The sequence below is a fragment of the Candidatus Poribacteria bacterium genome, assembly GCA_016866785.1.
Classification (GTDB): domain Bacteria; phylum Poribacteria; class WGA-4E.
Genome location: VGLH01000009.1, coordinates 22,535 through 46,361 on the forward strand (window position 1 = coordinate 22,535; position 23,827 = coordinate 46,361).

The window sequence follows — 23,827 nt, forward strand, 5'->3', positions numbered from 1 at the left end:
CCGCGCCAGACATGGGCAGCGCTACGACGTCAAGAGGTGGCGCATGCCGACGTCTTGGAGATGCTGCGGATAGTGCTCCATGGCGGGACGGAGGAGGGGCAGGAACCGAGTTAGCTTGGAGAGCGACCCGCGATAGGTGATCCTGCCGGCGAAGACCTCGCCGATGGGATTGATCGAGCCCATCCAGAACCGATGGGCGATGTCTGCCGGCATCCAGAGCTCGACATCCGCGAGCGTCTTCGTCTCGTCGAGAAGGACCGCATTGGATCCGGATCGGGCATCGACGGTGATCGATGCATCGGGATCGGAATAGCGGAAACGGACGACGATGCCGGAGTCGGCAATCGCGTCGAAGAGCCGGGGCTCCTCGCTGACTTTGACGAGCCATGCGCCGATGCAGGCGTAGAACTCGTCCGCGTCTCTGAAAACGCCCATCCAGCCTTCCGCGTCAGATCTCGAGCGTGCGGTCGAGCGTGGAAAGCACCTCGACGCCATCGTCCATCACGAGCACGTCATCTTCGATTCGGACCCCCCCGACACCGGAGTAGTACAACGCCGGCTCGATGGCGAGGATATTGCCGCTCGATAGGACATGGTCGCGCAGCGCCAAGTGCGGGCGTTCGTGTCCCTCCAAGCCGATCCCGTGACCCGTGGCATGGAAGAAGCCCTGCGGCTTCCCGTCGACGGCGTGCGTCTTGTAGCCGCGGTCGTCGAGGAACTTCGCGACGGCGGCATGGACGTCCTTGCCGCTGGCTCCGGGTTTCAGCAGCGAGTAGGCGTGCTGCTGCGCCTCTATCACCGTTTCGTACTGGCGACGGAGCGGATCGGAAGCCTTGCCACGCACGACGGTTCGAGTCAGGTCGGCGTAGTAGCCGTTGCCGAAGCTCTTGGGCGAGCAGTCGATGATGATCGGCTGGTTGGCGTACAGAGATCCCGCGCCCTCCTGATGGGGCGAAGTGGTCTGCTCGCCGCACGAGACGACGGTATGGGAGGCGACGCACTCGTGCATGGTCAGATAGCAGTGGACCGCTTGGCGGACATGGCTGGATGCAAGCGGCTTGCCGTCGCGCATGAGGACGTCGTCCTTGCCGATCTTCGCAGTGCGGATCAAGTCGATCCCTGACGCGAGGGCTGCTTCGGTGACTTGGATGGTCTGCCGCATCAACTCGATCTCGTCTGCGGTCTTGACCATCCGTTCTTCGAAGAACGGTTCCGGCTTGGCTTCGACGGTGTAGCCGTAAGAGCGGATGGAATCGGCGAACTTGAGGCTGAAGTCGGGCGGTACGATGACCCTGTCTACACCGAACTCTCGGAGAAGGATGTCGACGATTTCGCCGGTGCTGGGCGTCTTCTGGTGCTTGTCCTGCGCCAGTTTCCAGTACTGGGCAAGAGGCAGCACACGGTCCACGGTTGCGTGCTCGCGGGCGCGCTCCAGCTCCAGGTTCCCGATCACGGCAACGCTCTCGCCGGAGGTTCGGAGGTAGATGAACGCGTCCGGCACGAACAGCCGTGTGGCATAGTACATGTTCGCGTCCTTCTCGCTCGCGCTCACGAGTAGGATCGCAGTCCGATCATCCATCAGCATCTCCTCTGTCGTCGTCGCACGCGGCGTCGTTCGCCAAGCGCAGATCGACAGCAGTTCTCAACGTTGAGGCGCGATGACACGCCCGGCTTACTCTTCCCGCGAGCGGACTATCTCCACCGCAGATGATTCGACGCTCCCCCACGGCGCGAGCATGTCTACCAACGCGGGAGGGGGCGTTTTTTCGACCAGCACTCGAACTCCCGATACGGCAAACGAACCCAAGACCATGTCGGCGATCGCCTCGGCGAGTGCCTCGATCAGTCGGTAGCTGCGCTCCGAGCCGAGGACGACGATCCTCCGGCATACGTCGCCATAATCCACGGACTCGCCCAGGTCGTCCGTCCGACCGGCAACCCTCAAGTCCACCAGCAGGTCGACATCGACCCGATACCATTGCCCGACTTCGCGTTCGACATCGAACACGCCGTGGCGTCCGTGGAACCGGATCCCACGCAGCCGAATCCGATCCGAGACGGCATCCGACATCGGCATCATCGAGCGTCGAAGCGGACCAGCGAGCTCTGCGGAATCACCGGCGACGCGAGCTCTTCCGGGACGTTCGGGTATCGGTAGATGTTCCCTTCGTAGTTGCGCAGCACGATTTCCTGATCGTTCCACTCAACGACCGCGTCCGGCAGAAGCGCGATCTTCCCGCCGCCTCCGGGCGCGTCGATGACGAAATGCGGTACCGCCATACCGGACGTGTGTCCCCTGAGAGCCTGAATGATCTCGAGTCCCCTGCGAACCGACGTCCGAAAGTGATCCGTGCCCTGAACCAGGTCCGCTTGGTAGATGTAGTACGGCTTCACACGGATCCGGAGCAGCCGCTGCATCAACTCCTTCATCGTCGCCGGATCGTCGTTGACTCCCCTCAGCAAAACGGTCTGACAACCCAGCGGAATCCCGGCATCTGCCAGCATGCCACACGCTTTCTCCGCCTCCGGAGTCACCTCTCGGGGGTGATTGAAATGCGTGTTGATGTAGAGCGGATGGTGCTTCTTGAGCACGGCGCACAGTTCGGACGTGACCCGCTGCGGCAGCGCGCATGGAACACGCGTCGCAACGCGAAGTATCTCCACATGCGGAATCGCGCGCAGCTTCCCGAGAATCTCGTCGATCCGCTGATCGGACAGCATCAGCGCATCGCCGCCGGACACGACGATGTCGCGTATCTCCGGATGGTCGCGAATGTACTGGATCCCCCGGTCGATCTCTTCCTTCGGCAACGAGTGGGGATCGCCCACCTTCCGCTTCCGGGTGCAGAATCGGCAGTAGATCGGACACTGATGGTTGATGTAGAAGAGCACGCGATCTGGATAACGGTGCGTCAGGTTCAGGATCGGACTGTCCGATTCCTCGGCGAGCGGGTCGTCGTACCCGATTTCACCTTGGAGCTCCTCGATGTCCGGCACCACCTGCTTCCAGATCGGATCGTCTTTCGACTCGATCAAGCTCAGGTAATAACGGTTGATCCGAAACGGGAATTCCTTCTCGATCCGCCGGAGCGATTCCACGTCGAGGTCGAACCGTCGAGCCAATTCCTCCGCGGTCGATACTCCGCCTCGGAACACGTCCCGCCAATCCTCCGCCCATGGCGCGGCGTCTTCGGTCATCCACCAACTCCCTGTGAGCGCTGGCTGGGCTTCATAACGAGCTCACCGGTCAGGATGTTCATGTCCCAGCCGCGTATCGTTATACATCGACGGGTGCGAAATGGCAAAACAGCGGACATTATGGGAGTGTGCATCCTCAGCGGTTTCATTCAGTGTCGACGAGCCTGGCATGGCGCTCAGCTCCGGCGTCCGCTCGGAGCAGATCGGACCGCGTGCCGAGCATCTCGTGGCGAAGCGACACCCGCTGCCCCACGAGCCGGGAGTCGGGACGACACCGTCGATGGGTACTAGACGATCCGCGTCACCAGTCAGCGTCGGTACCGACCGAAGCAGCCCCTGGGTGTACGGGTGTCCTGGCGACCCGAAGAGCGCATTCACCGGCGCATCTTCGACGATCTCGCCGGCGTACATGACCAGGACTCGTTCCGACATCTCGGCGACCACGCCCATGTCGTGGCTGATAAGCAGCATCGCCATGCCGCGCTCATCGCGCAGGCGTCGCAGCACATCCAGAATCTGCGCCTGAACCGTCACGTCCAACGCCGTCGTCGGTTCGTCCGCGATCAGCAGCGCCGGGCGTCTCACGATCGCCATGGCGATCATGACTCGTTGGCGCATACCCCCGCTGAGTTCGTGGGGATATGCCCTCAGTTGCCTGACCGGATCCGGTATCCCCACCGATTCGAGCGCGCTCAGGATATCGCCGCGCACTTCGGACGCCGACGCCTGACGGTGACTGGTCGCAGCCGCCGCGAGCTGGTCGCCGACCTGGAACACCGGGTTCAGCGACGTCATCGGCTCCTGAAAGATCATCGCGATCTCGGAGCCCCGCACTCGCCGCATGTCGCGCTCAGCCAACGAGAGGAGCTCGACGCCCTGAAGCGATAACCGAGAGGCGACGATCCGCCCGACATGGCTTCGGATCAGCCGAAGCACCGCAAGCGCTGTGACGCTCTTTCCGCTGCCGGACTCACCGACCAACGCCACCGTCTCGGCGGGGTGGATGTCGAACGACACGTCCGACACCGCAGGCGTCCATCCACCGCGCGAGCGAAAGGCGACCGAAAGCTCCCGAACCGACAGCAACGGATCCGCCATCGCTAGGTCGGGAGAAGATGAAGCCACTCGCGCAGCAGGAACTCGACACGCTGGATCAGCAGCATGACACGGTTCATCACCGTGTTACCGAACGCCGACCCGAATCCGATCATGAGGAACCACATGCCGACGCGCGAGACCGCGCCGACGGCTCCTCGGTGTTCCATCGAGAAGAAGAAGTAGGTCAACGCGGCGATGGTGCCCACCAGCACGATGATCGCGTTGATCGCCACCGCGCTCCCGTTCAGCGCGTCGAACGGGATGATCGCGGCGTTCATCTGCTTGTAGACCTGCTCCTTAAACACAACCGGCACGCCCATTCCCATCGACGCACCGAGGGCGAACGACACCGGGATTCGCACCAACCAGCCATGTCCTCGCGCGAACTGGGCGAAGAAGAGCAGCCCCAGGATGATCGGCACGACGACGATCAGCTCGGACGGCTGTGCATGCGCCGTTTCCCCTGCCTGCGTGAGCTGCCGCAGATCGCGCTCGCTGAAGTACCCCACGCCTCGCTTGAGCGGCTCCCAGACGTAGGGGAGGAACGCGTTGAAGTACTGACGTGCGACGAGGTACCCGGCAGACACCCCCACGAAGAGATGTTCCGCGAACTTGTAGAACGGGTTGTCGTGGTACAGGAAGCTGTACAGGCAGAGCGTCAGGATCGCGGCGATCCAGATCCCCAGTGTTGCCGACATAGATTGTGTCATGCGGGGTCTCCTTCCGCCGCAGCACGCTGCTCCCGGAAGTAGAGGACGTTGCCGAAGATGACGATGGCGATGATCAGCAGGTGCACGAACGCCAGCGTCGCAACTCGCCGCGTCGCGGTGGCGGGCGCGTTGATGAGGTTCTCGTACTCGGCGGCGCCGACGCCTCCGCCGATGAGACCCGCGAGCTGTCCTGAGTTCAGATACGGGAACTGCTGCGAAACCATGACCCCGGTGACGCCTACGGCGACCTTGACGCCGTAACGTCCTTGACCATCGACGACCCACCAATCCGGGCTGTCGCCTGCGGCGAAATCGACGACCAGTGCGATCTGGTCGAAGTTCTGGATGCCTTGCATCACCGGCAATGCGTCAAGGCGTTCGCCGCGGACGTCTGTCTCGATGAACTGCGGGATGTTCTGTCCAAGCCGACGGATCAGCGTGTCCGTGCCGAGACGGTACCCGAAGTTGACGTAGTCGGTTCCTTCGACGAGGCGGCTGCCTCCCGATTCGCTTCGGAACTCGTCGCTGTCGACGACGCGGGCGAGCGCGCGAGACCCCAGCGGCGCAGCGTCTGGGAACAACGACACGGTCAGAACTCGCAGTCCCTTGCGGAACGCATGGCGCATGACAGCTTCGACCTGCGGCTGCACCTCAGCCATCGACGAGGGCCCATAGCTGAACGACAGGAGAACGGCGTCCCCCGGCTTCAATCCCTCCATCGTGTTGAAGGCGGCTCTCGTCGCGTTCGAGACCGGAACCGGGAAGGGGATCGTGACGAGGACCGGGACGATCACAGTCACTGCTACGACGAGGAAGATGAACCGCCGGTCGGTGCGGATGAAGCTCCATATCGCGTTCATGCTCATCCTCCTCCGCCGAGGTAGGTGCGCTCAATGCCGAAGATGATGCGGAATGCCTGTGCCACCGACCCCAGACCGACCCCCAACATGATGGCGCGGCGCATCGCCAGATTGGGAACCTCCAGAATCCAGTCCTTTGCGGCGGTCGGGGCTTCTGGGATCATCGGGAGCACCTTGCCCCAGACGTAGATGAACGGCGTGGTCAGCCCGAGGATGATGATGCAGGCGGAGAGCAGAAGCAGCGTCGCTTCCAGGTTCCTCGCGCGGAAGGCCCGGAACGCGGCGGACGCGATGAAGAACGCCAGGATGGAGAACATCGTGGAGTCCAACGGGACGTAGAAGTACTCGTAGATCCAGTTGAAGACGTCCGCGCCCGGGTGGATGACCGCGAACGCGGTGCCGTTCTCCGGAGGGACGCCTTGGCGCCATGCTGCGATCGCCGCTGTCACAACGCCGTCGGTGTTGCCGTCGTCAGCGTCCGACACGGTCGTTGTGACCAACGCGTCGGTGTGGCCTCCGCCCTCGTAGAGGACGCGGACGCGGTCGCCTTTCTCGAGCGTCACGCCCTTCACGCCGGCGTCGCGGATCGTGATCGTGCCGGCCTTCGCCGTGTAGGTCCCTTCCTCGTACGGCAGCGCTTGCGTCGTCTCCAGGCCGCGCAGCGGATGGGCGAACCCTTCGACGAAGCCGACGCCCGCCGTCACGACCAAGCCGAGGAGAACGACGACGCTGTAGGGCCAGTTCGCCGTCTGCCGTCGCACACGTCGCGTGTGCACCATAATGAGGCTGCCAATGCCGAGCACCAGCGCGAACACGCCGATCGTCAGCATCCAGTCATTGACCCGCCTGAAGAGCTCCATGGACAGCGGGTGCGGCACGAACCACTGCACCAGCATCAACAAGCCCATGACAAGGCAGATCGCCAAGGGTAACGTTGTTCGCATGTGTTACTTATCCTCTCGGCGCGGCGGAACCCAGCTCTAGCGTGCCAGATCCGTGTCGAAGAACCATGCGATCGCGTCGATGTGGGCGAACTGCAAGACGACACCGACGATGAGCGCGATCATCAGCGCAGCCTTCCCGATGTCCTGGGCTCGGATGGTGCTCAGCAACGGGATGTCGTGCGACAGGTACGCGCTCGCGGCGAAGAGCTCCTCGCCGATCAACGTGTAGTCGCACGCCGCGAGGAAGAACGGAACCTGCGAGTCTCGGTCGGTTCCGGCGATTTGGATCGCTCCGACGCTGTTGCCCGTCTCCGCCAGGATGAGCGATTCGGCGTAGAACACACCCTGTAGGAAAATCGCGCTGGGCTTCTCGCGCACCATGATCCCGTCGACGGCGGCTGCGTAGGCGAACTGGCTGTCCGTCACGAAGAACACGTCCTCGGATCGGTACGCGTCGGGTCTGCCGATGTCGGTGTAGGCTTGTTCCCCAACCGTGCGCATCACCTGCATGACGATGGCGTCGCGGCACGGCACGCGCACCGCCGTTCCCAACTCGCCCGCCTTCTTCGCGACGTGACCGTAGATGTTCATCGCGGACATCGTCGCGATGCTGCCGACTCCTCCGATGCCGGGGACGTAGAGGATAGGTCTGCCCATCTCCGTCGCCCTGCCGATCGCCTCATCGACGGCTTCCAGTCCAGGGATGCGGCGAATCTTCGGTGTCTTGCCCGCCTTGGCGAGCTGGATCAGTGTGAGGAGAAGGCCGGCGAACAGGATGGTCGCCAGCAGCACCGGCGTCCGACCCGTGTGGTACCAGTTTCCAGTCGCCTTCGCGGGCGCGCTCTCAGAGGAATCGACCTGAATGTCTGGCGGCGGCTCCGGCTGCGGAGCATCTGCGGCGGCTGGCGGGGTCGCTCCGGGTTCCGCTGGCGCTGCGGCTGGCGGACCGATCGGCGCAACGGCTTCGCCGTCGGCAACCTCCGGCGATGGCTCGGCAACGGGTTCCGGCGGCGGGGCTGGGTAGAGGGCTCGAACGACATAGACGTAGGGAACGGAAGGCTCGCGGAGCGACGTGCCCTTGACCGAGGCTCCGGCGGCTCCCTTGTCGGCGAAGCTGCGCTCCTTCGGGGCGAGCGGCTTCGCACCGGATGCTGGCTTGAGCTCGCCGCCATCGGCGGGGCGGCGGAGGACGACGAATCCCTTGAGGTCTTCGGCACCGGTCGTCGGGAACTGCCATGTCACCTGGACGCCGCGGCTGCCGTCGTCGTTCGGAATGTCGCTTGCTTGGACATCCGTTGCGGCGACCTGGGCGTACGCGGCTGGCAGCACGAGGAGACATGCGGTGATCGCAGCGACAACCGCACCGAGTGTTCTATGGACGCTCGGACGTCCTGCCCTTTCCCGCACCGTGTACCTCCTAGTCAGCCATGCACGCGTCGGCGGGTGGTAGCGGCGTGCCATCGTAACACAGGTGAGATGCGACGCAAAGCCCTAATCCCGCGACATCGTTTCGACGAGCTCGATGTTCGCCCGCGGGAGCTCGATGGTCTCGCCGTTGCTCAGGCGAACCGAGGCGACACGCACGCGGGCTTCGGTCTCCAATCGACGCGGCTCGACCGGCAGTCCGGCGACGACGCCCACCGATCCGAAGTGCGGCTCCCGGATGACGCGCACGTTGGCGCCGATCTCCAATACCCCCGATGCCGGCGTCTGGCGTTCCGCGTGGTGGGATTCGAGTGGAATGACGATCTCGGGGCGCTGCACGCCGGCTCGGATCTGGGTCGCCCCGTTCACCGACGCGAGGGCTCCAACGCGCGTACGGAGCAGCTCGAACGTCCGCTGCGCCATCGAGATGTCCCCGAAACCTTCCGTCACGGCGACGGTGATGCCGATCGGCTCCGTGCCGGTGATGGCGACGCCGAGGTCGTAGCCGAGAAGCGTTCGCAGATCGGCGTCGTCGATGCCGCCTCCGATGATCGCCTTGGCGCCGACTTCGCGGGCGCGGGCAATGGCTCCGTACTCCACACGCCCGCCGCCTACCAGGACTTTACCGCCGTGTTCCGGCTTGATCGCCGCCTGGCGGATCGGCTCGGACGGTTCGTCCGTGATGAAAACGAGCTCTCCGACCGTCTCGCCGCCGACGCCGAAGATGCCCTGCACGAACGTCGCGTGCGTCTCGACGACCACGCCCTCGCGAGGGATCACCTCGACGATTCTGCCTCGGATGTAGGCATGAACCTCCAGCGGCGTCGGGGGTTCCCGCAGAATCGCCTGACCCGTGACGGTCGAAACGCTCTCCAACGTGCCGCGCGCAGGGGCGCGAACCTGTCCGCGGAACAGCCCGAGCAAGCCCTTGGTCTCGGCGAGAACCGTGTTCTCGGCGACCTCCTCGCCGACGCGAACCCGCATCCGCGCTTCCAGCTCGTCCGGGGGCACGCCGAGGAGCCCCGCGATGTTGATCAACTGGGCGTTGCCGGGAAGCTCCGTGCGAGCAACGACCGTGTCCGATGAGACCTCGTCTCCCGCGGCGACCATCACATCGCCAGGGAGCGGAAGCTTGCGCTCCTTGCGTACCGTCACACCATCGCTGACCGCGAGTCCCGGCGTGTAGGCTTGGGGCATGCGATCTACTCCTGGTCCGACAGCGACGGGTAGAGGTCCAACGCCTGATACCACTTCTGCAGGGCGGCGACTCGCGGCGCTTCGTCCTTGGGCAGATGGAGGGGTCTGCCGCGCGTGTCGACAATCAGTCCGACGACGCCGCCGGTCACGGTCAGGGAAACGGGTCTGCCCCTGCCGGCTCCGAGGTCGAAGGTTCCCTCCGGCACGAACTCGAGTTGAGCTTCCTCACCGACGCCCAACTGCCAGACTCGCAGCTCGCCGCCCGGCACGACCCCATCGAGCATGTTCCCGCCTGGGAGCGTGCCCCGGACCCGCACGGAGCTCTTCTCCGGCGATCCAGTCGGCGCGATGCTGGTTCCCAGCCGAATCAGGCAGTCGCGGTCGAATACGTGCATCGCCGCGGCTTCGTTCACCTGGGCGAGAACGCCCAACTGCGGCATCATGAAGATCGAATCGACGGCGAGTTCCGTGACCCATTCCGGCGCAAAGGCGTCGAGCATCATGAGAGCCGACTGCTGGCGTCTGGGAGCGTGCGACAGCACCCCGCCGCTGCCGACGATCAGATCGAGCGACGCCAAGTTGACCAGCGTGTCGTGGCTCGACGTCTGGTTGAACGCGTCGGAGATGGTCCGTTGCTGCTGCACGCCGCGCAGTCCGACCGCCAGCTTCTTGTGCTGGTCGAGCGCAAGCCGGAGGGCTTCACGGGCAATCGCCTGCTCAATGATCAGCTCTTTGAGCGTCTGCGGGATGGTCGTCGGGCGGATCATCTTGTTCTTGATCCGGTTCCGCAGGTCGCGCTCATCGACCGGGAACGGGATCCATCGCAGGATGTTGGGGAGCCCGGCTTCCGCGAGGACGTTCGACACGCTGTAGCTCATCCCGAGGTTGGCGCTGACGGTTCGATTGAACACGCCCTGGAACACCGAGAACACGTCCGTCGTCGCGCCGCCGATATCGACGCCCAGGATCTCGATGCCGCGTTGCGACGCGATGGTCTGCATCATGTAGCCGACCGCTCCGGGCGTGGGCATGATCGGCGCGTCGGTCCACTCCATCAGCTTGGGATAGCCGGGAGCGTGCGACATGACATGGTGCAGGAACTGGTCCTGGATCTTCAGCCGCGCCGGCATGAGCTCTTCGCGCTCCAATGTCGGGCGCAGGTTGTCGACGACCTCCAGGGCGGTCTTGCCTTCGAGCTGTTTCTGGATCAGGTCGCGCGCGTCCTTGTTGCCTGCGTAGACGACCGGAAGCTCGTAGCTGATTCCCAGTCTCGGGCGCGGATTGGCGGCGGCGATCAGTTCGGCGAGCTCGACGACGTGGGTCGTCGTGCCGCCGTCCACGCCGCCGGAGAGGAGGATCATGTCGGGGCGGAGTCTGCGGATCTGTTCGATGCGTTCGTGGGGGAGCCGCTTGTCGTTGGACGCGATCACGTCCATGACGATGGCTCCGGCTCCGAGGGCGGCGCGTTCCGCGCTCTCGGCGGTCATGTTGCGGACCACGCCGGCGACCATCATCTGGAGTCCGCCTCCGGCGCTGCTCGTGGAGATGTAGATATCGACGCCTTCGTCGTCGGTCTGCGGAGAGATGATCGCGCCATCCCGGATCAGACGACGCCCGGCGAGCTCCTCGACCTCCGTGACCGCGTTCAGGACGCCGGCGGTCACGTCCTCGACCGGGGCTTCGACGGTCGTGGGCGATTCGCCCCGGACTTTGAGGCGGTACTCGTCGCCGTCGAGTTCGATGAGGATGGCTTTGGTCGTCGTGCTGCCGCAGTCGGTCGCCAGGATGGAGCGGATCTTTTCGGGAACCGGTCGCTTCTGGCGGGCAGGGGCGTCGAGGCTAGGAGCGTCGGAAGAAGCGGATGAGTCGGGCATGGAGTCGATCGCGTCTCTTTGGCTCGTTGCGGGCTTTCGCCGCGTGCGCGACAGCTTCGAGGCGTTCGATGCGTTGCAGGAGACCCTCGAGGTGCTCGTCACGCTCGAGCAACAGGGCCACCTTCCGGTAGGACTCTCGATCAAGAAACGCTGTCACAATCGGGCTGAGCGCAATCATAACTTGGCTGCCGACGAAGTTCAAGGGCTTGCACATCTCCAGAGCGAAGAGGGCGGGAGCCGACATGCCTCGCCGGACGATGGCGTCAGCCATGCGATCCAGGAGCTGAGACGCCTCTTCGGGGGGAATCTCCTCGGCGGACACGGGAAGGGATGGGTGGGACGACGGAACCATCGGCTCAGTGAGTCTCCGACGGGGTCGCGTCTCGGGAGTTCCCGGCGATTCGGCGCTCGATGAAATCCCGGATGGCTGTGGCGTCCGGCGGCAGGAATACGACCAATCCGCGGTACTTCGCCAGACGCGTCGGGCGCTCGAAGGGGCTCAGGAAAAGCGTCGAGCCGTCACCGACGCAAGACCGGAAGCGGCTCCACGGGTACGCGAACGAGCGTCCCAGCGCGACGGAACGGACCTCCAAGCGGTCGCTGAACGCTCCGTAGCGCCGAGGCAACCAGAACGGAGCCGTGCTCCCGATGAGCACCGCCGCCGCCACCAACGCGAAGGGTACGCTCTGCTGAACGTACCCAGCCACCACGGCAATGGCGAGAAACGCAACCCCGCCGACGACCGCCAACCCTGGACGACGGCGGGCAAGATGAACCGTCCACTCGAAGATCGGTTCATCGGCGGGCGCGTCCATCGTCGTCGTCACGCGGGCGTCAGTTGCCGCCGCTCGCCGGAGCAGGGGCGGGAGTGGTCGTCGTCGCGCTGCTACCCGATGCTGCCGGCGCAGGCGTTGTCGTCGTTGCGCTGCCGCTCGCCTGCCCGGACGGCGTCGCAGACCCCGAAGCCGCGCTGGGCGCTTCAGGAATCGGAGCCGACTGCTGCTCGACCGTGCCGATGTGCGTCGGCTGGTAGAGGCGCGTCAGCACAATGACCAGCACCATGTAAGCGATCGCCAAGCCGGTTGTCAGCTTGGCGAGGAACGTGACCGCGCCGCCGCCGCCGAATATCTGCGTCGACATGCCGCCGAGGGCTGCCATCCCTTCGCCCTTGCCGGGCTGGATGAGGATGACCAGCACCAGCGCGGTGCAGACGAAAACGAACACAATCGTCGCCAGAACCGTCAGGATGCCCATGTTCTCTTTCCGTAAGGGTTCGTACGCTGTTCCGACATCCGAGCCACCTGCCGCCTCGGAGGACGCTTCACCGCATCGAGTTCGCCGTGGCGATCATCGAGCAGAACGACTCCGCCTGAAGGCTGGCGCCGCCGACGAGCGCGCCGTCGATATCCGGCTGCGCGAGCAGTTCGCCGATGTTGTCCGGCTTGACGCTGCCGCCGTACTGAATGCGAACGGCATCCGCCACGCTCTGACCGTAGAGCTCGGCGAGGATGGCGCGGATCAGCCGGTGCACATCCTGCGCCTGCTGCGGCGTCGCCGTGACACCGGTTCCAATCGCCCAGACCGGTTCGTAGGCAATCACGCTGCCTCGCATCTGCTCTGCTGAAATCCCGGCGAGACCCTCGACGACCTGCGCTCGGATCAGCGACTCGGTAACGCCGCCCTGCCGCTGGTCCAACGTCTCGCCGACGCAGTAGATGGGTCGCAGTCCGGCGGCATGCGCGGCGCGGAGCTTGCGGTTCGCCGACTCGTTCGTTTCGCCGAAGAACTGCCGACGCTCCGAGTGGGCGATGATGACGTCCGAGCAGCCCACATCGAGCAGCATCGCGGGCGATACCTCGCCGGTGAACGCGCCGCTGGTCTCCCAGTGCATGTTCTGACCGGCGAGCCGCGCCGACGAACCCTTGAGCGCCTCGCCCGCGACGGCGAGCGAGGTGAACGTCGGCGCGACGACGGTTTCGACGTGATTCGAGGCATCGGCGACCTCACGGATCGCCGACACGAGGGCGACGGCTTCCGCCGTCGTCTTGTTCATCTTCCAGTTGCCCGCAACGATGGGGGTTCGCATGGTCCGCGTGCCCTCTATCTGTCCGCGTTCGTCAAAGCGACAACGCCCGGCAGGGGCTTGCCTTCGAGGAACTCGAGCGATGCGCCGCCGCCGGTGCTGATGTGGGTGATCTTGTCAGCGACGCCTGCCTTGTGAACCGCCGCGACGCAGTCGCCGCCGCCGACGACGGTCGTTGCATCGAGCTCCGCCAGCGCCCGCGCGATGGCGACGGTTCCCACGGCGAAGCGGTCGAACTCGTAGACGCCGAAGGGCCCGTTCCAGAGGACGGTTTTGGCGCGCCGCAGGATCTCCAGGTACATCGACGCCGTGTTGGGCCCGATGTCGAGCGCCTCCCAGTCGTCATCGATCGTATCGCGGTATGCGGACTTGAACACCGGATTGGGCCCGTATTCCTTGGCGATCACGTGATCGATGGGGAGGTAGATCGGCATGTGCCGTTGGAGGGATCGAATCAGCACGTCGGTTGCCGTCTCGACGTAGTCCTTCTCGACGCGCGAGTTGCCGACACGCCGACCCATCGCCGCCAAGAAGGTGTATGCCATCGCGCCACCGATGAGGATGCCGTCGGCGATCTCCACCAGGCGCCTCAGGACCCCGATCTTGTCGGACACCTTCGCCCCGCCTAGGAGAACCAGGAACGGTCGTTCGGGGTTCTCGAGGGCGGCTCCCAGGTATTCGAGCTCGCGGTCCATGAGCAAACCGGAGGCTGCGGGGGTGAGGATCGCGGGAACGCCAGCCGTCGAAGCGTGAGCTCGATGCGCGGCTCCGAACGCGTCGTTCACGTAGAGGTCGGCGAGCGCTGCCAACTCCGCCGCGAAGCTGGGGTCGTTCTCCTCCTCTTCCGGGTGGAAGCGGAGGTTCTCGAGCATCAGCACTTCACCGGGTCCGAGGGCTGTCACGGACGTCCGAACGGCGGGCCCGATGCAGTCATCGACGAACGCGACGGGATGTTCGAGGCGCGCTGCCAGCCGTTCCGCAACGGGTCGGAGCGAGAACTTGGGGTTCCGCTCTCCATCGGGTCGTCCCAGATGGGAGGCGAGGATCACCCGCGCTCGTCGCTCGATGAGCAGACGGATCGTCGGCAGGGAAGCGACGATGCGCGTCTCGTCGGTGATGACGCCCTCGGCGATGGGCACGTTGACATCGACGCGAACGAAGACGTGCTTTCCTTCGACGGACAGATCCCGTACGGAAAGCTTCTTTTCCATGGGAGACTCGATTTCTGTCACCGACTAGAGCGAGGCTCGCCTCACGCCGAAATGGTGAGAGCTCGCCTGAGCCTGCCGCTCCGTCAGAGACTATAGCCCCTTGCCGGCAAGGAAGGTGATCAGGTCGCCCAGCCGCGTCGAGTACCCCCACTCGTTGTCGTACCAGGACAGAACCTTGACGAGGTTGCCGCCCAAGACCATGGTCGACAAGCCATCGACGATGGACGAGTAGGCGTTGCCGCGCAGGTCGCTGGAAACGAGGGGGTCGTCGGACACGTCGAGGATGCCCTTCATGCGACCGGCGGCTGCGGCTCTGAGGGCGTCGTTGACGGCGGCTTCGGTTGCTGGCTTCGACGTCAGCGCCACCAGATCGACGATGGACACGGTAGACGTGGGAACCCGCATCGCCAGACCGTGCATACGGTCCTTGAGCGCCGGGATGACGAGGCTGATCGCCTTGGCGGCGCCGGTCGTCGTCGGGATGATGTTCATGGCGGCCGCGCGCGCGCGGCGCATGTCCTCGTGGACGACATCGTTGACGCGCTGGTCGTTCGTGTAGGCGTGAACCGTCGTCATGAACCCCTTCTCGATGCCGAAGGAGTCGGTCAGCACCTTGGCGACCGGGGCGAGGCAGTTCGTCGTGCAGCTCGCGTTGGAGATGACGTGGTGCTTCGCCGGATCGTACGCGTCTTCGTTGACGCCGAGGACGAACGTTCCATCTTCGTTCTTGGCGGGAGCGGAGATGATGACCTTCTTGACCGTGTCGCGCTTGTGGGCGACCGCCTTCGTGGCGTCCGTGAAGAACCCGGTCGACTCGATGACGACCTGAGCGCCGACGGCTCCCCATGGGATCTGGGCGGGGTCGCGTTCGGCGCACACGGCGATGGACCTGCCGTTGACGACGAGGGCGTTCGTCCCGACCTCGATGGTTCCGGGGAAGACACCGTAGTTCGTGTCGTACTTGAGCAGATGGGCGCTCGCTTCGAGCGGCGCGAGATCGTTGATTCCGACGACTTCGATCTCGTTCCCGTACTTCGCCGCCATCGCTCGGAACGTGATCCGGCCGATCCGTCCGAAGCCGTTGATCCCGACGCGAATCGCCATTCGGTTTCTCCTTGTGGGACGCGGGAGCTCATGCACGTGGCGTCGCCGTGAGTCAGCGGGCTACAAGGGCGCAAGCGCCTCTCCGGACAGGCGGCGCGCATTCCAAAGTATGGCGCGGCGGCAACGTCGAGTCAACTGGCGACGCGGCTTCAGACGCGGCTGAGCGGCGTGCGTGTCTCGGGCTGGAGCAGGGCGCGGGCAACGGCGAGCACGTCCACACCGGTGATCCCATCCGCCAGCAGCGTATGGGCAGCCTGTAGCGCCGTAGCGCCAGTCGTCACCAGGTCGTCGACGACCAGCACGCGAGCGCCGAGGTTGGCTGCGGGGACCAGGCTGCGGAACACGCCCGACATCGCCTGCGCGCGGTCTGCCCGACCGTCCAGCCGCGATAGGGGCGCGGTGAGGGTTGTCCGGCGGAGCCACTCGCGGACGGGGAGTCCGACTTGCGGCGCGAGAGCTTCCGCGATCCGCTGCGCTTGGTTGAAGCCGCGTTCGGCATGGCGCGCTCGGTGCAGTGGAACCGGCACCAATGCCGAATACCGGTTCCAGTCGAAGAGCGGCGGAGCGGCGGCGAGGACGAGTTTGGCGAGAGGTTCCGCCAATCCGGGTCGTGACTGATACTTCAGGGCGTGGATAGCCGCCCGAATCGTCGGGGTGTACTCGGTCGCTGCGCGGATCTGGAAGGGCGGAGTGGTCGCGTCCTGGACGGGCAGGCAGTGTTGGCAGACGGTGCAGTTCGATGAGGCTGGCGCGCCGCATCGGTCGCAGCGCGGAGCACTCCACACGGGAACCGCTTCCCAGCATGTCCGGCAGAGCGTGGGCGAGTCGGCGACGCTATCGCCGCATGCCGGACAGCGCGTCGGAAACGCCCAAGAGGCGAAGTCGCGCGCCAGGATCGTTAGGGCGGAGTGCTTGATGGACGTTGCCTTGAGCGCCGAAGCGCGAGGCAATGCCCCGCGCTTCGTCAATCTTCTCGGTCAGTGTCGCGACTAGCGCGCCTTGATGGCAGCCCACGTCGTCGTGCTCTTGCCTTCCGGCTCGACAGCGGTCGGCAGGTCCATCGGCACGTAGGTGCCCTCGAACCAGCGCACGTCATCGATCCAGAAGTCGAGGTCGTTCTCGGCGATGTGGAGCGTCAGGGACGCTGGCTTCACAAGGGCCGCGGGCTTGAACTCGACGTAGTACTCTTTCCAGGTCGTCGTCGTCGCCATCATCTTCTCGCCGTACGCCGTCCACGGATCCGCCGACAGCTCGGGCTTGAAGTTGATGTTCTTCGGACCCTCGGACTTCACCCACGCCGCGAACGTGTACTGCGTGTTCGCCTTGAACTCGATGCCGGGGTTGTACTGGAAGCCCGAATCCCAGAAGTTGGCGCCCTTCTTGGCGACCGTGACCATCGCGCTCGCCTTGCCCGTGTGCTTCTGAGTCGTGTCGAGCTTGAGCTGCGCATCGCCGTACGTGACGAACGGGTCCGTGTTGCCGGCTTCGAAATCGCCGTTCTTCGCCAGGTTGGCGACTGCCGCACTTGCGCTGAGAGCAACCCCCATCATCAGGGCGAGACAGCCGGTTGCCACACGCGCGGAGAATCGATCGTGCATCTGAAGACTCCTTGGAGTTATGCCGTGCGCGCTACCACGTAACCTCTGATAGCCGTTGGAGGTGACGGGGCGCTACGTAGAGAGTATGTCTCTCCGGCAACCGCGGTGCAAGACTCGTGCGTTAGGTGCCCGGCTGGCGTTCTACTCGTGCCCGCCGTCGTGTCCGCCTGGAGGCGTCGTGCCATCGAACGAGTCGAAGCCGGCGTAGACGACGGTCGTTCCCATCCCGCTCTCAGCGTGATGGAGCTCGTGGCAGTGGAACATCCAGACACCTGGGTTGTCCGCGACGATGTAGGCGTCGAACGTCTGGCCGGGCGAGATATTGAGCGTGTTGACCCTCTGCGGGACGCTCAACGGCTCGCCGTCCTGCGCCATCACGATCAGGTCGTGACCATGGATATGCATCGGATGCTGGCCGTTGCTGAGGTTCAGTAGCCGCAGTCGGATGCGTTGCCCCTTCTGCACGCGGATGGGCTCCGTTTGCGGGTAGAGCTTGCCGTTGATGCTCCACGCGTTGTAGTCGCCAGCCGCACCGTGTCCGGCCATCGCCGGCATGTCCGCAACCCACCCGTTGAGCATCAGCGTGTACTCGGCGTCGAAGCGGGGCTGGCCCGCGGCCTTCTGCGGGTCGATGACGAACACGCCGTAGAGTCCCTTGTCGATCTGTTCTGCCTCGGTCCCAAGCCCATGGGGATGGTACATGAACGTGCCCGCATGACTCGCCATGAAGTCGTAGACGCGCGTCTCGCCGGGCTGGATGAGAGGCTGATTCAGCGGCGCGGCTCCATCCTGCTGGTAGGGTAGATGGAGACCATGCCAGTGAACCGACGTGGGCTCGGGCAGTTCGTTCGTGACGGTGATCCGTACGCGGTCGCCTTCGGTAACGCGCAGCGTCGGGCCCGGCACCTGGTCGTTGAAGGCATAGGCGTCGACGAGGACGCCATCGCCCAGATCATGGATCATCGGACGCGCCGTCAGTGTGAACTCCCGCAGCTTGCCGGTGGGCGTGATGCTCGTCGTCTGCGGCAAGGTGAAAAGCTCATCCGACTCGCCGCACCCCGTCCAAGCGGCGGCTGCCAACGCGAGCACGCACAGGGCCATGAGGGCAGCGCGCGCAGCAGAATGTGCGTTAATCGTGGCTCCTCCCAGGACGGTGGATGAATGACCAGACGCCACGATCCCGGTGAGGGACCCTGGCACCTTGCGTAAGGGGTTGCGGCGGCCGCGACGTGGAGGGGACCCACGCCGCCCAACGTCAGTGTCCGGACGGCGCTTCGGCCTGCGCCGCCTGAGACGTGTGTTCCCACCCGCCGCCGTCGACGGTTCGGATGTCGCTCTTCACCAGCATGACCAAGATCAGGCTGAGGACGAACGGCGACACTGCCATCCACGCGACCAGGCGCTTCTCGAAACGGACGTGCATGTAGTAGCTCGCGACGAGGATCGCCTTCACGCCGGCGACGACCAGGAGAGCGAGGATCATGACGCCGCCCATGCCGCGCATGAGCGCGGGAATGGACAACTCGACGACCGTCAGGACGGCAAGAGCTCCGAAGACGAACCAGTACGAACGATCGTGGGATTCGTGCTTGGCGCTGGCGTGAGCGCCGGCAGACGTGGGCGCTGCCACGGTTGTTCTCCTCATGTCGCCTCGTGTCACCGGCACGAGCAGAGTTGCTAGAACAGATAGAGGATCGTAAACAGGATGATCCACACGAGATCGACGAAGTGCCAATACAAGCCGACCATCTCGACGGCGTTGTGCCGCGCCGCCGTGTACTTGCCCCGCAACGCCCGGACGAACAGAGCCGCCAGCATGATGACGCCGATGGTCACGTGTGCGCCGTGGAAGCCCGTCAGCGTGTAGAAGAATCCCCAGAACTGGTTCTCCATCGGCTTGTGGTGCGCCAGGAAGTGCGCCCACTCATACGCCTGCAGCCCGACGAAGATCGAGCCGAATAGGATCGTCAGACCGAGGAACACACGGAACTTGCCTTGTTTGTTCTCCTGAACGCCTGACAGCCCCAGCACGAGCGTCATACTGCTCATGATAAGGATGAACGTCATCGACGCGACGAGTCCGAGGTTCAGGTCGGTCGGCCGGGGCCACTGCGGCGTCGCGTTCCGAACGACGATGTAGGCTCCGATGAGCCCCGTGAAGAACATGACTTCCGATGCCAGAAAGACCCACATGCCGAACTTCGCCAGGGAAACTCCCGTGTTCGACGGCGGGATCGGATGATGGTAGACGACCCACTTGCCGCCGCGACGGCGCGACGACGACGCGACGGCTACGGCAGCGGAGACGTTCATAGGCTGATAGGCTCCAGATCCTGCGTAGGCGATATTCTGCGGAGTGAACGGGATCGCCTTCACCTCCAGATCACGGAAGAAGGGCAGCTCGTTGCAGACGTTGCCTTCCATGAGCATGTCCAGTTGGTCGCGCGTGATGGGCAGCAGACGGCGGAGAAAACGGATGCTCAGCAGTATGCGGATCAGGAACGCCGGGACAGGGGCTTTCCATCGAGGCTTGCTTCGACCGAGACCGGCTCCGATCACGTCGAGCAACTCGCCCCAGCGGAAGCGTGCCTTGCCGCCGACTTCGTAGGTCTTGCCCTTCGCAGCATCGACCGCGAGCGACTTCACGATGCCCTCGGCGAGGTTCTCGATGGCGACCGGCTGTAGCTCGAAGGGCGAACCGTCACGCGCCAGGCTCTCTTGCCAGCGCCGGGCGAACGGCACGAATCCCTTCACCAATGCAGCGAGCGACGGCAATCCTTCTCGGAACAGGGGGAGAGGGATGATCCCCGGCAGACCGAACATGTCCTTCGCCAACTGCGAGACGAACTCCGGTTGCCCCTTGCTCGGCTTTCCGAACACCACCGACGGACGGAAGATCGTGTAGTCCATCCCGCTCTGGCGCAGATGCTCTTCCGCCTCGAACTTGGTCCACTGATACGCGGAGGAGGCGTCGGCTCGCGGTTTCGCACCGTTGGCGCTCATCAGGAGGAACCGCTTGACGCCTGCGCTCTTTGCGGCGTCGATGACGTTCTTGGCTCCCTCCAGGTGGATCCGCTGGAAGGTGACGCCAGCATCGGGGACTTCCCGGAGGATGCCGACCAGGTGAACCACGGCTTCGACGCCGTCGAGCCCTGGGGTGAGCGTGTCCGCCTGGGTGATGTCGCCGTGGACGACCTCGACGCGGTCGGCGAGCTCGCCCAGTTTCGATTCGCTGCCGCGTCGCAGCAGCACGCGGACGTCGTGTCCCGCCGACAGCAACTCGCGCAGTACATAGCTGCCGACGAAGCCGGTCGCGCCGGTCAGGAAGACCTTCATTCTCTCTCCGCCACGCGTCGCGTCTGGTGTGCGGTCGTATAGTACAGGAGCGCACTGCCCGGTCCGGTGGACCCAGACCGTCGTTGTCCCTCGTGCTCACCGGTGACCCAAACGATATCAGATATCGGCTGGGCTTGACAACGACGTTTGCCGTGGCTAGGGGCGCAGAGCACGACGAAGGCGGGGGTTCAGACGCCCCCGCCTGTGGTTGAGTTCGCGGCTCGTTCAGCGCGACTTGAAGCCCGCCCAGGTCGCCGCCAGCCGCCCTTCGGGTTCCACGGGCGTTACCGCGCTCAGCATGGAGGCGATGAAGAACAGCCCGTTGCCCAGCAAGGGCTTCGCCGGTTCGGTGCGACCGTCGTCGCGCGTGTCGATGCACGCCGTGACGTAGACTCCCTTGCCATATGGCAGGTAGGCGGCAGCCACCTCCCCGTTGTCCTTGCGCTTGGCGAGGACGACCCAGGACTTGTCCACGCCGGCGAAGTTGTCGTCCAGCACCATCGCGTTCATATCGGCGGCGTTCGGCTTCGAGAACAGGCCGGATTTCGCACCGTCCGCCGTGATCTCGACGTCCGAATCCGCCGTGTTCTGGACGGTCACGGGGTGTTCGTCGATGGGCATCCAGCCTCCGACCTGCTTGCCGGCGGCGTCCTTGAAGTTGTCATCGAAGGCTGAGATCCAGATGCCTCCGCCCGCCTTCACCCAGTCACGCACCTTCGCCTCGGAACCCGCCATGAAGTAGAGACCGTCATGTCCCGGCGCGTTCCACGGCATCCAGATGATCTGCGCGCCGCGCATGTTCCCGTCGAACGTGCCGCCCTCGATGACGACGCGTTCATAGGTGAAGTTGTGCGCTCCGGCGCTCTTGATCGCCTCGAGCGCGTCCATCTCCTTGGATCGCGCGTCGCCGATGAGGATCAGAACCTTGAAGTTCGCAGCCCAAGCCGTCGAACCGACCAGAGCCATCGCCGCCACGGCGAGTGCAACCGTCCGTCTCATCGTCTTCTCTCCCTATCGGATGGCATCATGCCGCCGACGTCTGGACGGGCCGCGCAGCCGCCGTCGGCTGCGACTGCGCGGGAACCGGCCTACTCCGCTCGCAGCGTTCCCCAGGTCGTCGCCGCCTTCCCGGCGGGCGACACGGCGAGGCTCGATTCGAGCCAGTTCGCCAGGAACAGGAGCCCGTTGGCGATGAGCGGCGTCGCCGGAGCCATCTTTCCGGCGTCGCGCGTGTCGATGCACGCCTCCACGTAGACCCCCTTGCCCCACGGCAGATAACACGCGGCCGGCTGGCTATTGTCCTTCCGTGTGGCGAGGATCACCCACGACTTGTCCAACGAGGCGAAGTTGTCGTCGAGGACGATCGCGTTCATATCGACCTTGTTCGGCTTGGCGAACAAGCCCGATTTGTTCCCGTCCGCTGTGATGTCGACGTCGGAATCCGCCGTGTTCTGCACGACGATGGGGTGCTTGTCGATAGGCATCCAGGAACCGACCTGCTTGCCGTTGGGGTCGGTGTACGCGTCATCGAACGCCGAAATCCAGACGACACCCCCGTCGTTGACCCACTGCTTGAACTTCTCCTCGGAGCCGCCCATGAAGTACGCGCCATCGTGACCGGGCCCGTTCCAAGGGAACCACACGATCTGCGCCCCGCGCATGTTCCCGTCGAACTTCCCTCCCTCGATCTTCACCTCCTCGAACTCGAACGTATGCGGAGCGACGGACTTCGTCGCGACGACGACCGCCGCCTCTTGGTTCCGAGCATCGCCGTTCAGCACGAGAACCTTGTACTTCCCAGCCAACGCGACGGGAGCCAGCAGGCAGAGCGCAAGGGCGATCACGAGTGACCGCGGTCCTCTCACCATGGCTTTCCTCCTTTCTGCATCAGTTCGCGGTTCTGAGCGTCCCCCATGTGACGGTCGCCTTGCCGTTGGGCTGAACCGCGAGGCTATTGGACTTCGCCTTGTAGTTCTGAGCGACCTCCTTCTCGGTGAGTATTCTCTTGTAGATGCGTACCTCATCGACCATGCCGTTGAGATAGCGGCCGTCGTGTTCGCTTCCGACGCGCATCGCGTTCAGGTTGTTCGCCGTCGCTCCGGCGACACCCTGGATGACGAACGCGCCATCCACGTAGAGCTTCAGCTCGTTCGCGCCTGTGTCCGATGTGTAGACGATGTGGTACCACGTGTTGATCGCCGCCGGAGCGACGATCTTGACGCCGTCGTTCTTATGCGCCTGAATCTGGTTGCTCTCGAACTTGAAGTGGACCGTGCCGGCCTTCCACTCGCCGCCGCCAAAGGTCGAGACGATTCCCCGGATGCTGCCGAACTCACGCGCGTGAGCCCACGCCTCGACGCTTACCGCCTTCTCATCGCCCAGCTTGGGGATTTCGATGAAATCGGTTGTACCGTTGAGGTCGATGGCTTCGCCGATCTTCCCGGCGACGGACTTCGGGTTCCCGCTGATCTTGCCGTCGTGCTTGCCCATGGCATCCGCTGCGACGGCCCCCTTGATCGACGCTTTGTCGAACGTGTAGTGGGCGATGAGCCCATCCACGACGAACTCCTGCGCCGTCGCCGAGACGGCAGCGACCGTCAGCATGCCGACAATGATCCACCGTGATACGCCCAGTGACTTCATCCTTTGTGTCTCCTGTGTGTCTCCTGTGTGTCTCCTGTGGTCGAAGGTCTTTGTGTGTGAGATGGGCGACGACGGCGACGCGCAGCCGCCGGGACTCATTCAGCCATCTCCTGCTCCGTCGGCAGTGGGTGAACGCCGACGTGCAGGTGACCGGGTCGTTTCTTGCCGCGCAGCGCCATTTCCAGATACACGCCCTGGAATGGCTCCTCTGAGAGCACTTCGATCGTATGATGGAGCTCGCCCATCTTCGCGTAGAGCAGGTCTCCGCGACCCATCTCACGCTCTTCGTCGCCGCAGCGCACGCGGGCTCTGCCGCCTGTAATGAGCCAATACTCGTCTGCGTCGTGGAAATGGAGGTCGCCCGGCGCGTCCTCACGCCGCATCGCAAACGGGCCCCAAGAGCTGACGCGCGCCTGATAGAGTTCGGTGGAGCGGTCTTGCGCCATCAGGAATGCCATTGCTGGGTGTCCTCCGGCTGGGTCACCGTGACTCGGACGACGCCTAACCGAAACTTAACACGCTAGAGCCGTCATCGCAACAGGATTC

The 23,827-nt window shown here is 64.4% G+C and carries 26 protein-coding genes; all 26 read right to left on the bottom strand.

Annotated elements, in window-relative coordinates:
• Positions 1 to 21: 21 nt before the first annotated feature.
• The gene (locus tag FJZ36_02495; GenBank protein MBM3213770.1) at positions 22 to 435 is read right to left on the bottom strand and encodes a hypothetical protein; all 414 of its coding nucleotides are present in this window, start codon (positions 433 to 435) and stop codon (positions 22 to 24) included.
• 13 nt (positions 436 to 448) lie between these two features.
• The gene (locus FJZ36_02500) at positions 449 to 1,585 is read right to left on the bottom strand and encodes an aminopeptidase P family protein (GenBank protein MBM3213771.1); all 1,137 of its coding nucleotides are present in this window, start codon (positions 1,583 to 1,585) and stop codon (positions 449 to 451) included.
• Positions 1,586 to 1,672: 87 nt separating this feature from the next.
• Entirely contained in the window at positions 1,673 to 2,080 is a 408-nt protein-coding gene (gene folB, locus FJZ36_02505; protein MBM3213772.1) for a dihydroneopterin aldolase, read from the bottom strand.
• Positions 2,077 to 3,198 (bottom strand): KamA family radical SAM protein, encoded by a 1,122-nt coding sequence (locus tag FJZ36_02510; protein MBM3213773.1) that lies wholly within the window; start codon positions 3,196 to 3,198, stop codon positions 2,077 to 2,079. The genes folB and FJZ36_02510 overlap by 4 nt, the downstream gene beginning before the upstream one ends.
• Positions 3,199 to 3,240: 42 nt before the next feature.
• Positions 3,241 to 4,296, bottom strand: a complete 1,056-nt coding sequence (locus FJZ36_02515; protein ID MBM3213774.1) for an ABC transporter ATP-binding protein — start codon at positions 4,294 to 4,296, stop codon at positions 3,241 to 3,243.
• A 2-nt stretch (positions 4,297 to 4,298) separates the two neighbouring features.
• Positions 4,299 to 4,994 carry a hypothetical protein gene (locus FJZ36_02520; protein MBM3213775.1) on the bottom strand — a complete coding sequence of 232 codons (696 nt, stop codon included), beginning with the start codon at positions 4,992 to 4,994 and terminating at the stop codon, positions 4,299 to 4,301.
• Between the two features lie 8 nt (positions 4,995 to 5,002).
• Entirely contained in the window at positions 5,003 to 5,866 is an 864-nt protein-coding gene (locus FJZ36_02525) for a hypothetical protein (GenBank protein ID MBM3213776.1), read from the bottom strand.
• Between the two features lie 2 nt (positions 5,867 to 5,868).
• Positions 5,869 to 6,810, bottom strand: coding sequence for a hypothetical protein (locus FJZ36_02530; protein MBM3213777.1), 942 nt, complete (start codon positions 6,808 to 6,810; stop codon positions 5,869 to 5,871).
• A gap of 36 nt (positions 6,811 to 6,846) precedes the next feature.
• On the bottom strand, positions 6,847 to 8,217 hold the full coding sequence (locus FJZ36_02535) for a fibronectin type III domain-containing protein (protein MBM3213778.1): 1,371 nt from the start codon (positions 8,215 to 8,217) through the stop codon (positions 6,847 to 6,849).
• A gap of 84 nt (positions 8,218 to 8,301) precedes the next feature.
• Positions 8,302 to 9,432, bottom strand: a complete 1,131-nt coding sequence (locus FJZ36_02540) for a hypothetical protein (protein MBM3213779.1) — start codon at positions 9,430 to 9,432, stop codon at positions 8,302 to 8,304.
• 5 nt (positions 9,433 to 9,437) lie between these two features.
• Positions 9,438 to 11,306, bottom strand: a complete 1,869-nt coding sequence (locus tag FJZ36_02545) for a methylaspartate mutase (protein MBM3213780.1) — start codon at positions 11,304 to 11,306, stop codon at positions 9,438 to 9,440.
• Positions 11,272 to 11,658, bottom strand: a complete 387-nt coding sequence (locus FJZ36_02550; protein ID MBM3213781.1) for a hypothetical protein — start codon at positions 11,656 to 11,658, stop codon at positions 11,272 to 11,274. Before FJZ36_02550 ends, FJZ36_02545 begins: the two co-directional genes overlap by 35 nt.
• Positions 11,659 to 11,662: 4 nt before the next feature.
• Positions 11,663 to 12,133 (bottom strand): hypothetical protein, encoded by a 471-nt coding sequence (locus FJZ36_02555; GenBank protein ID MBM3213782.1) that lies wholly within the window; start codon positions 12,131 to 12,133, stop codon positions 11,663 to 11,665.
• Between the two features lie 7 nt (positions 12,134 to 12,140).
• On the bottom strand, positions 12,141 to 12,560 hold the full coding sequence (gene secG / locus FJZ36_02560) for a preprotein translocase subunit SecG (protein MBM3213783.1): 420 nt from the start codon (positions 12,558 to 12,560) through the stop codon (positions 12,141 to 12,143).
• A 67-nt stretch (positions 12,561 to 12,627) separates the two neighbouring features.
• The gene (locus tag FJZ36_02565) at positions 12,628 to 13,392 is read right to left on the bottom strand and encodes a triose-phosphate isomerase (protein ID MBM3213784.1); all 765 of its coding nucleotides are present in this window, start codon (positions 13,390 to 13,392) and stop codon (positions 12,628 to 12,630) included.
• A 14-nt stretch (positions 13,393 to 13,406) separates the two neighbouring features.
• Positions 13,407 to 14,600 carry a phosphoglycerate kinase gene (locus tag FJZ36_02570; GenBank protein MBM3213785.1) on the bottom strand — a complete coding sequence of 398 codons (1,194 nt, stop codon included), beginning with the start codon at positions 14,598 to 14,600 and terminating at the stop codon, positions 13,407 to 13,409.
• A 90-nt stretch (positions 14,601 to 14,690) separates the two neighbouring features.
• Positions 14,691 to 15,704 carry a type I glyceraldehyde-3-phosphate dehydrogenase gene (gap, locus tag FJZ36_02575; protein ID MBM3213786.1) on the bottom strand — a complete coding sequence of 338 codons (1,014 nt, stop codon included), beginning with the start codon at positions 15,702 to 15,704 and terminating at the stop codon, positions 14,691 to 14,693.
• Positions 15,705 to 15,853: 149 nt separating this feature from the next.
• Positions 15,854 to 16,654: a ComF family protein gene (locus FJZ36_02580; GenBank protein MBM3213787.1), complete on the bottom strand. Its 801-nt coding sequence runs from the start codon at positions 16,652 to 16,654 to the stop codon at positions 15,854 to 15,856.
• A gap of 39 nt (positions 16,655 to 16,693) precedes the next feature.
• Positions 16,694 to 17,302 (bottom strand): hypothetical protein, encoded by a 609-nt coding sequence (locus FJZ36_02585; protein MBM3213788.1) that lies wholly within the window; start codon positions 17,300 to 17,302, stop codon positions 16,694 to 16,696.
• Positions 17,303 to 17,443: 141 nt separating this feature from the next.
• On the bottom strand, positions 17,444 to 18,403 hold the full coding sequence (locus FJZ36_02590; GenBank protein MBM3213789.1) for a multicopper oxidase family protein: 960 nt from the start codon (positions 18,401 to 18,403) through the stop codon (positions 17,444 to 17,446).
• Positions 18,404 to 18,557: 154 nt separating this feature from the next.
• Positions 18,558 to 18,947, bottom strand: coding sequence for a hypothetical protein (locus FJZ36_02595; GenBank protein ID MBM3213790.1), 390 nt, complete (start codon positions 18,945 to 18,947; stop codon positions 18,558 to 18,560).
• Between the two features lie 32 nt (positions 18,948 to 18,979).
• Complete coding sequence (locus tag FJZ36_02600) at positions 18,980 to 20,638, bottom strand: NAD-dependent epimerase/dehydratase family protein (GenBank protein MBM3213791.1); 1,659 nt, start codon at positions 20,636 to 20,638, stop codon at positions 18,980 to 18,982.
• Between the two features lie 225 nt (positions 20,639 to 20,863).
• Positions 20,864 to 21,637 carry a hypothetical protein gene (locus tag FJZ36_02605; protein MBM3213792.1) on the bottom strand — a complete coding sequence of 258 codons (774 nt, stop codon included), beginning with the start codon at positions 21,635 to 21,637 and terminating at the stop codon, positions 20,864 to 20,866.
• 89 nt (positions 21,638 to 21,726) lie between these two features.
• Entirely contained in the window at positions 21,727 to 22,506 is a 780-nt protein-coding gene (locus FJZ36_02610; protein ID MBM3213793.1) for a hypothetical protein, read from the bottom strand.
• Positions 22,507 to 22,525: 19 nt separating this feature from the next.
• Positions 22,526 to 23,380, bottom strand: coding sequence for a LamG domain-containing protein (locus FJZ36_02615; protein MBM3213794.1), 855 nt, complete (start codon positions 23,378 to 23,380; stop codon positions 22,526 to 22,528).
• A complete protein-coding gene (locus FJZ36_02620; GenBank protein MBM3213795.1) occupies positions 23,377 to 23,739 on the bottom strand; it encodes a cupin domain-containing protein in 363 nt (120 codons plus the stop codon). The genes FJZ36_02615 and FJZ36_02620 overlap by 4 nt, the downstream gene beginning before the upstream one ends.
• Positions 23,740 to 23,827 lie beyond the last annotated feature (88 nt).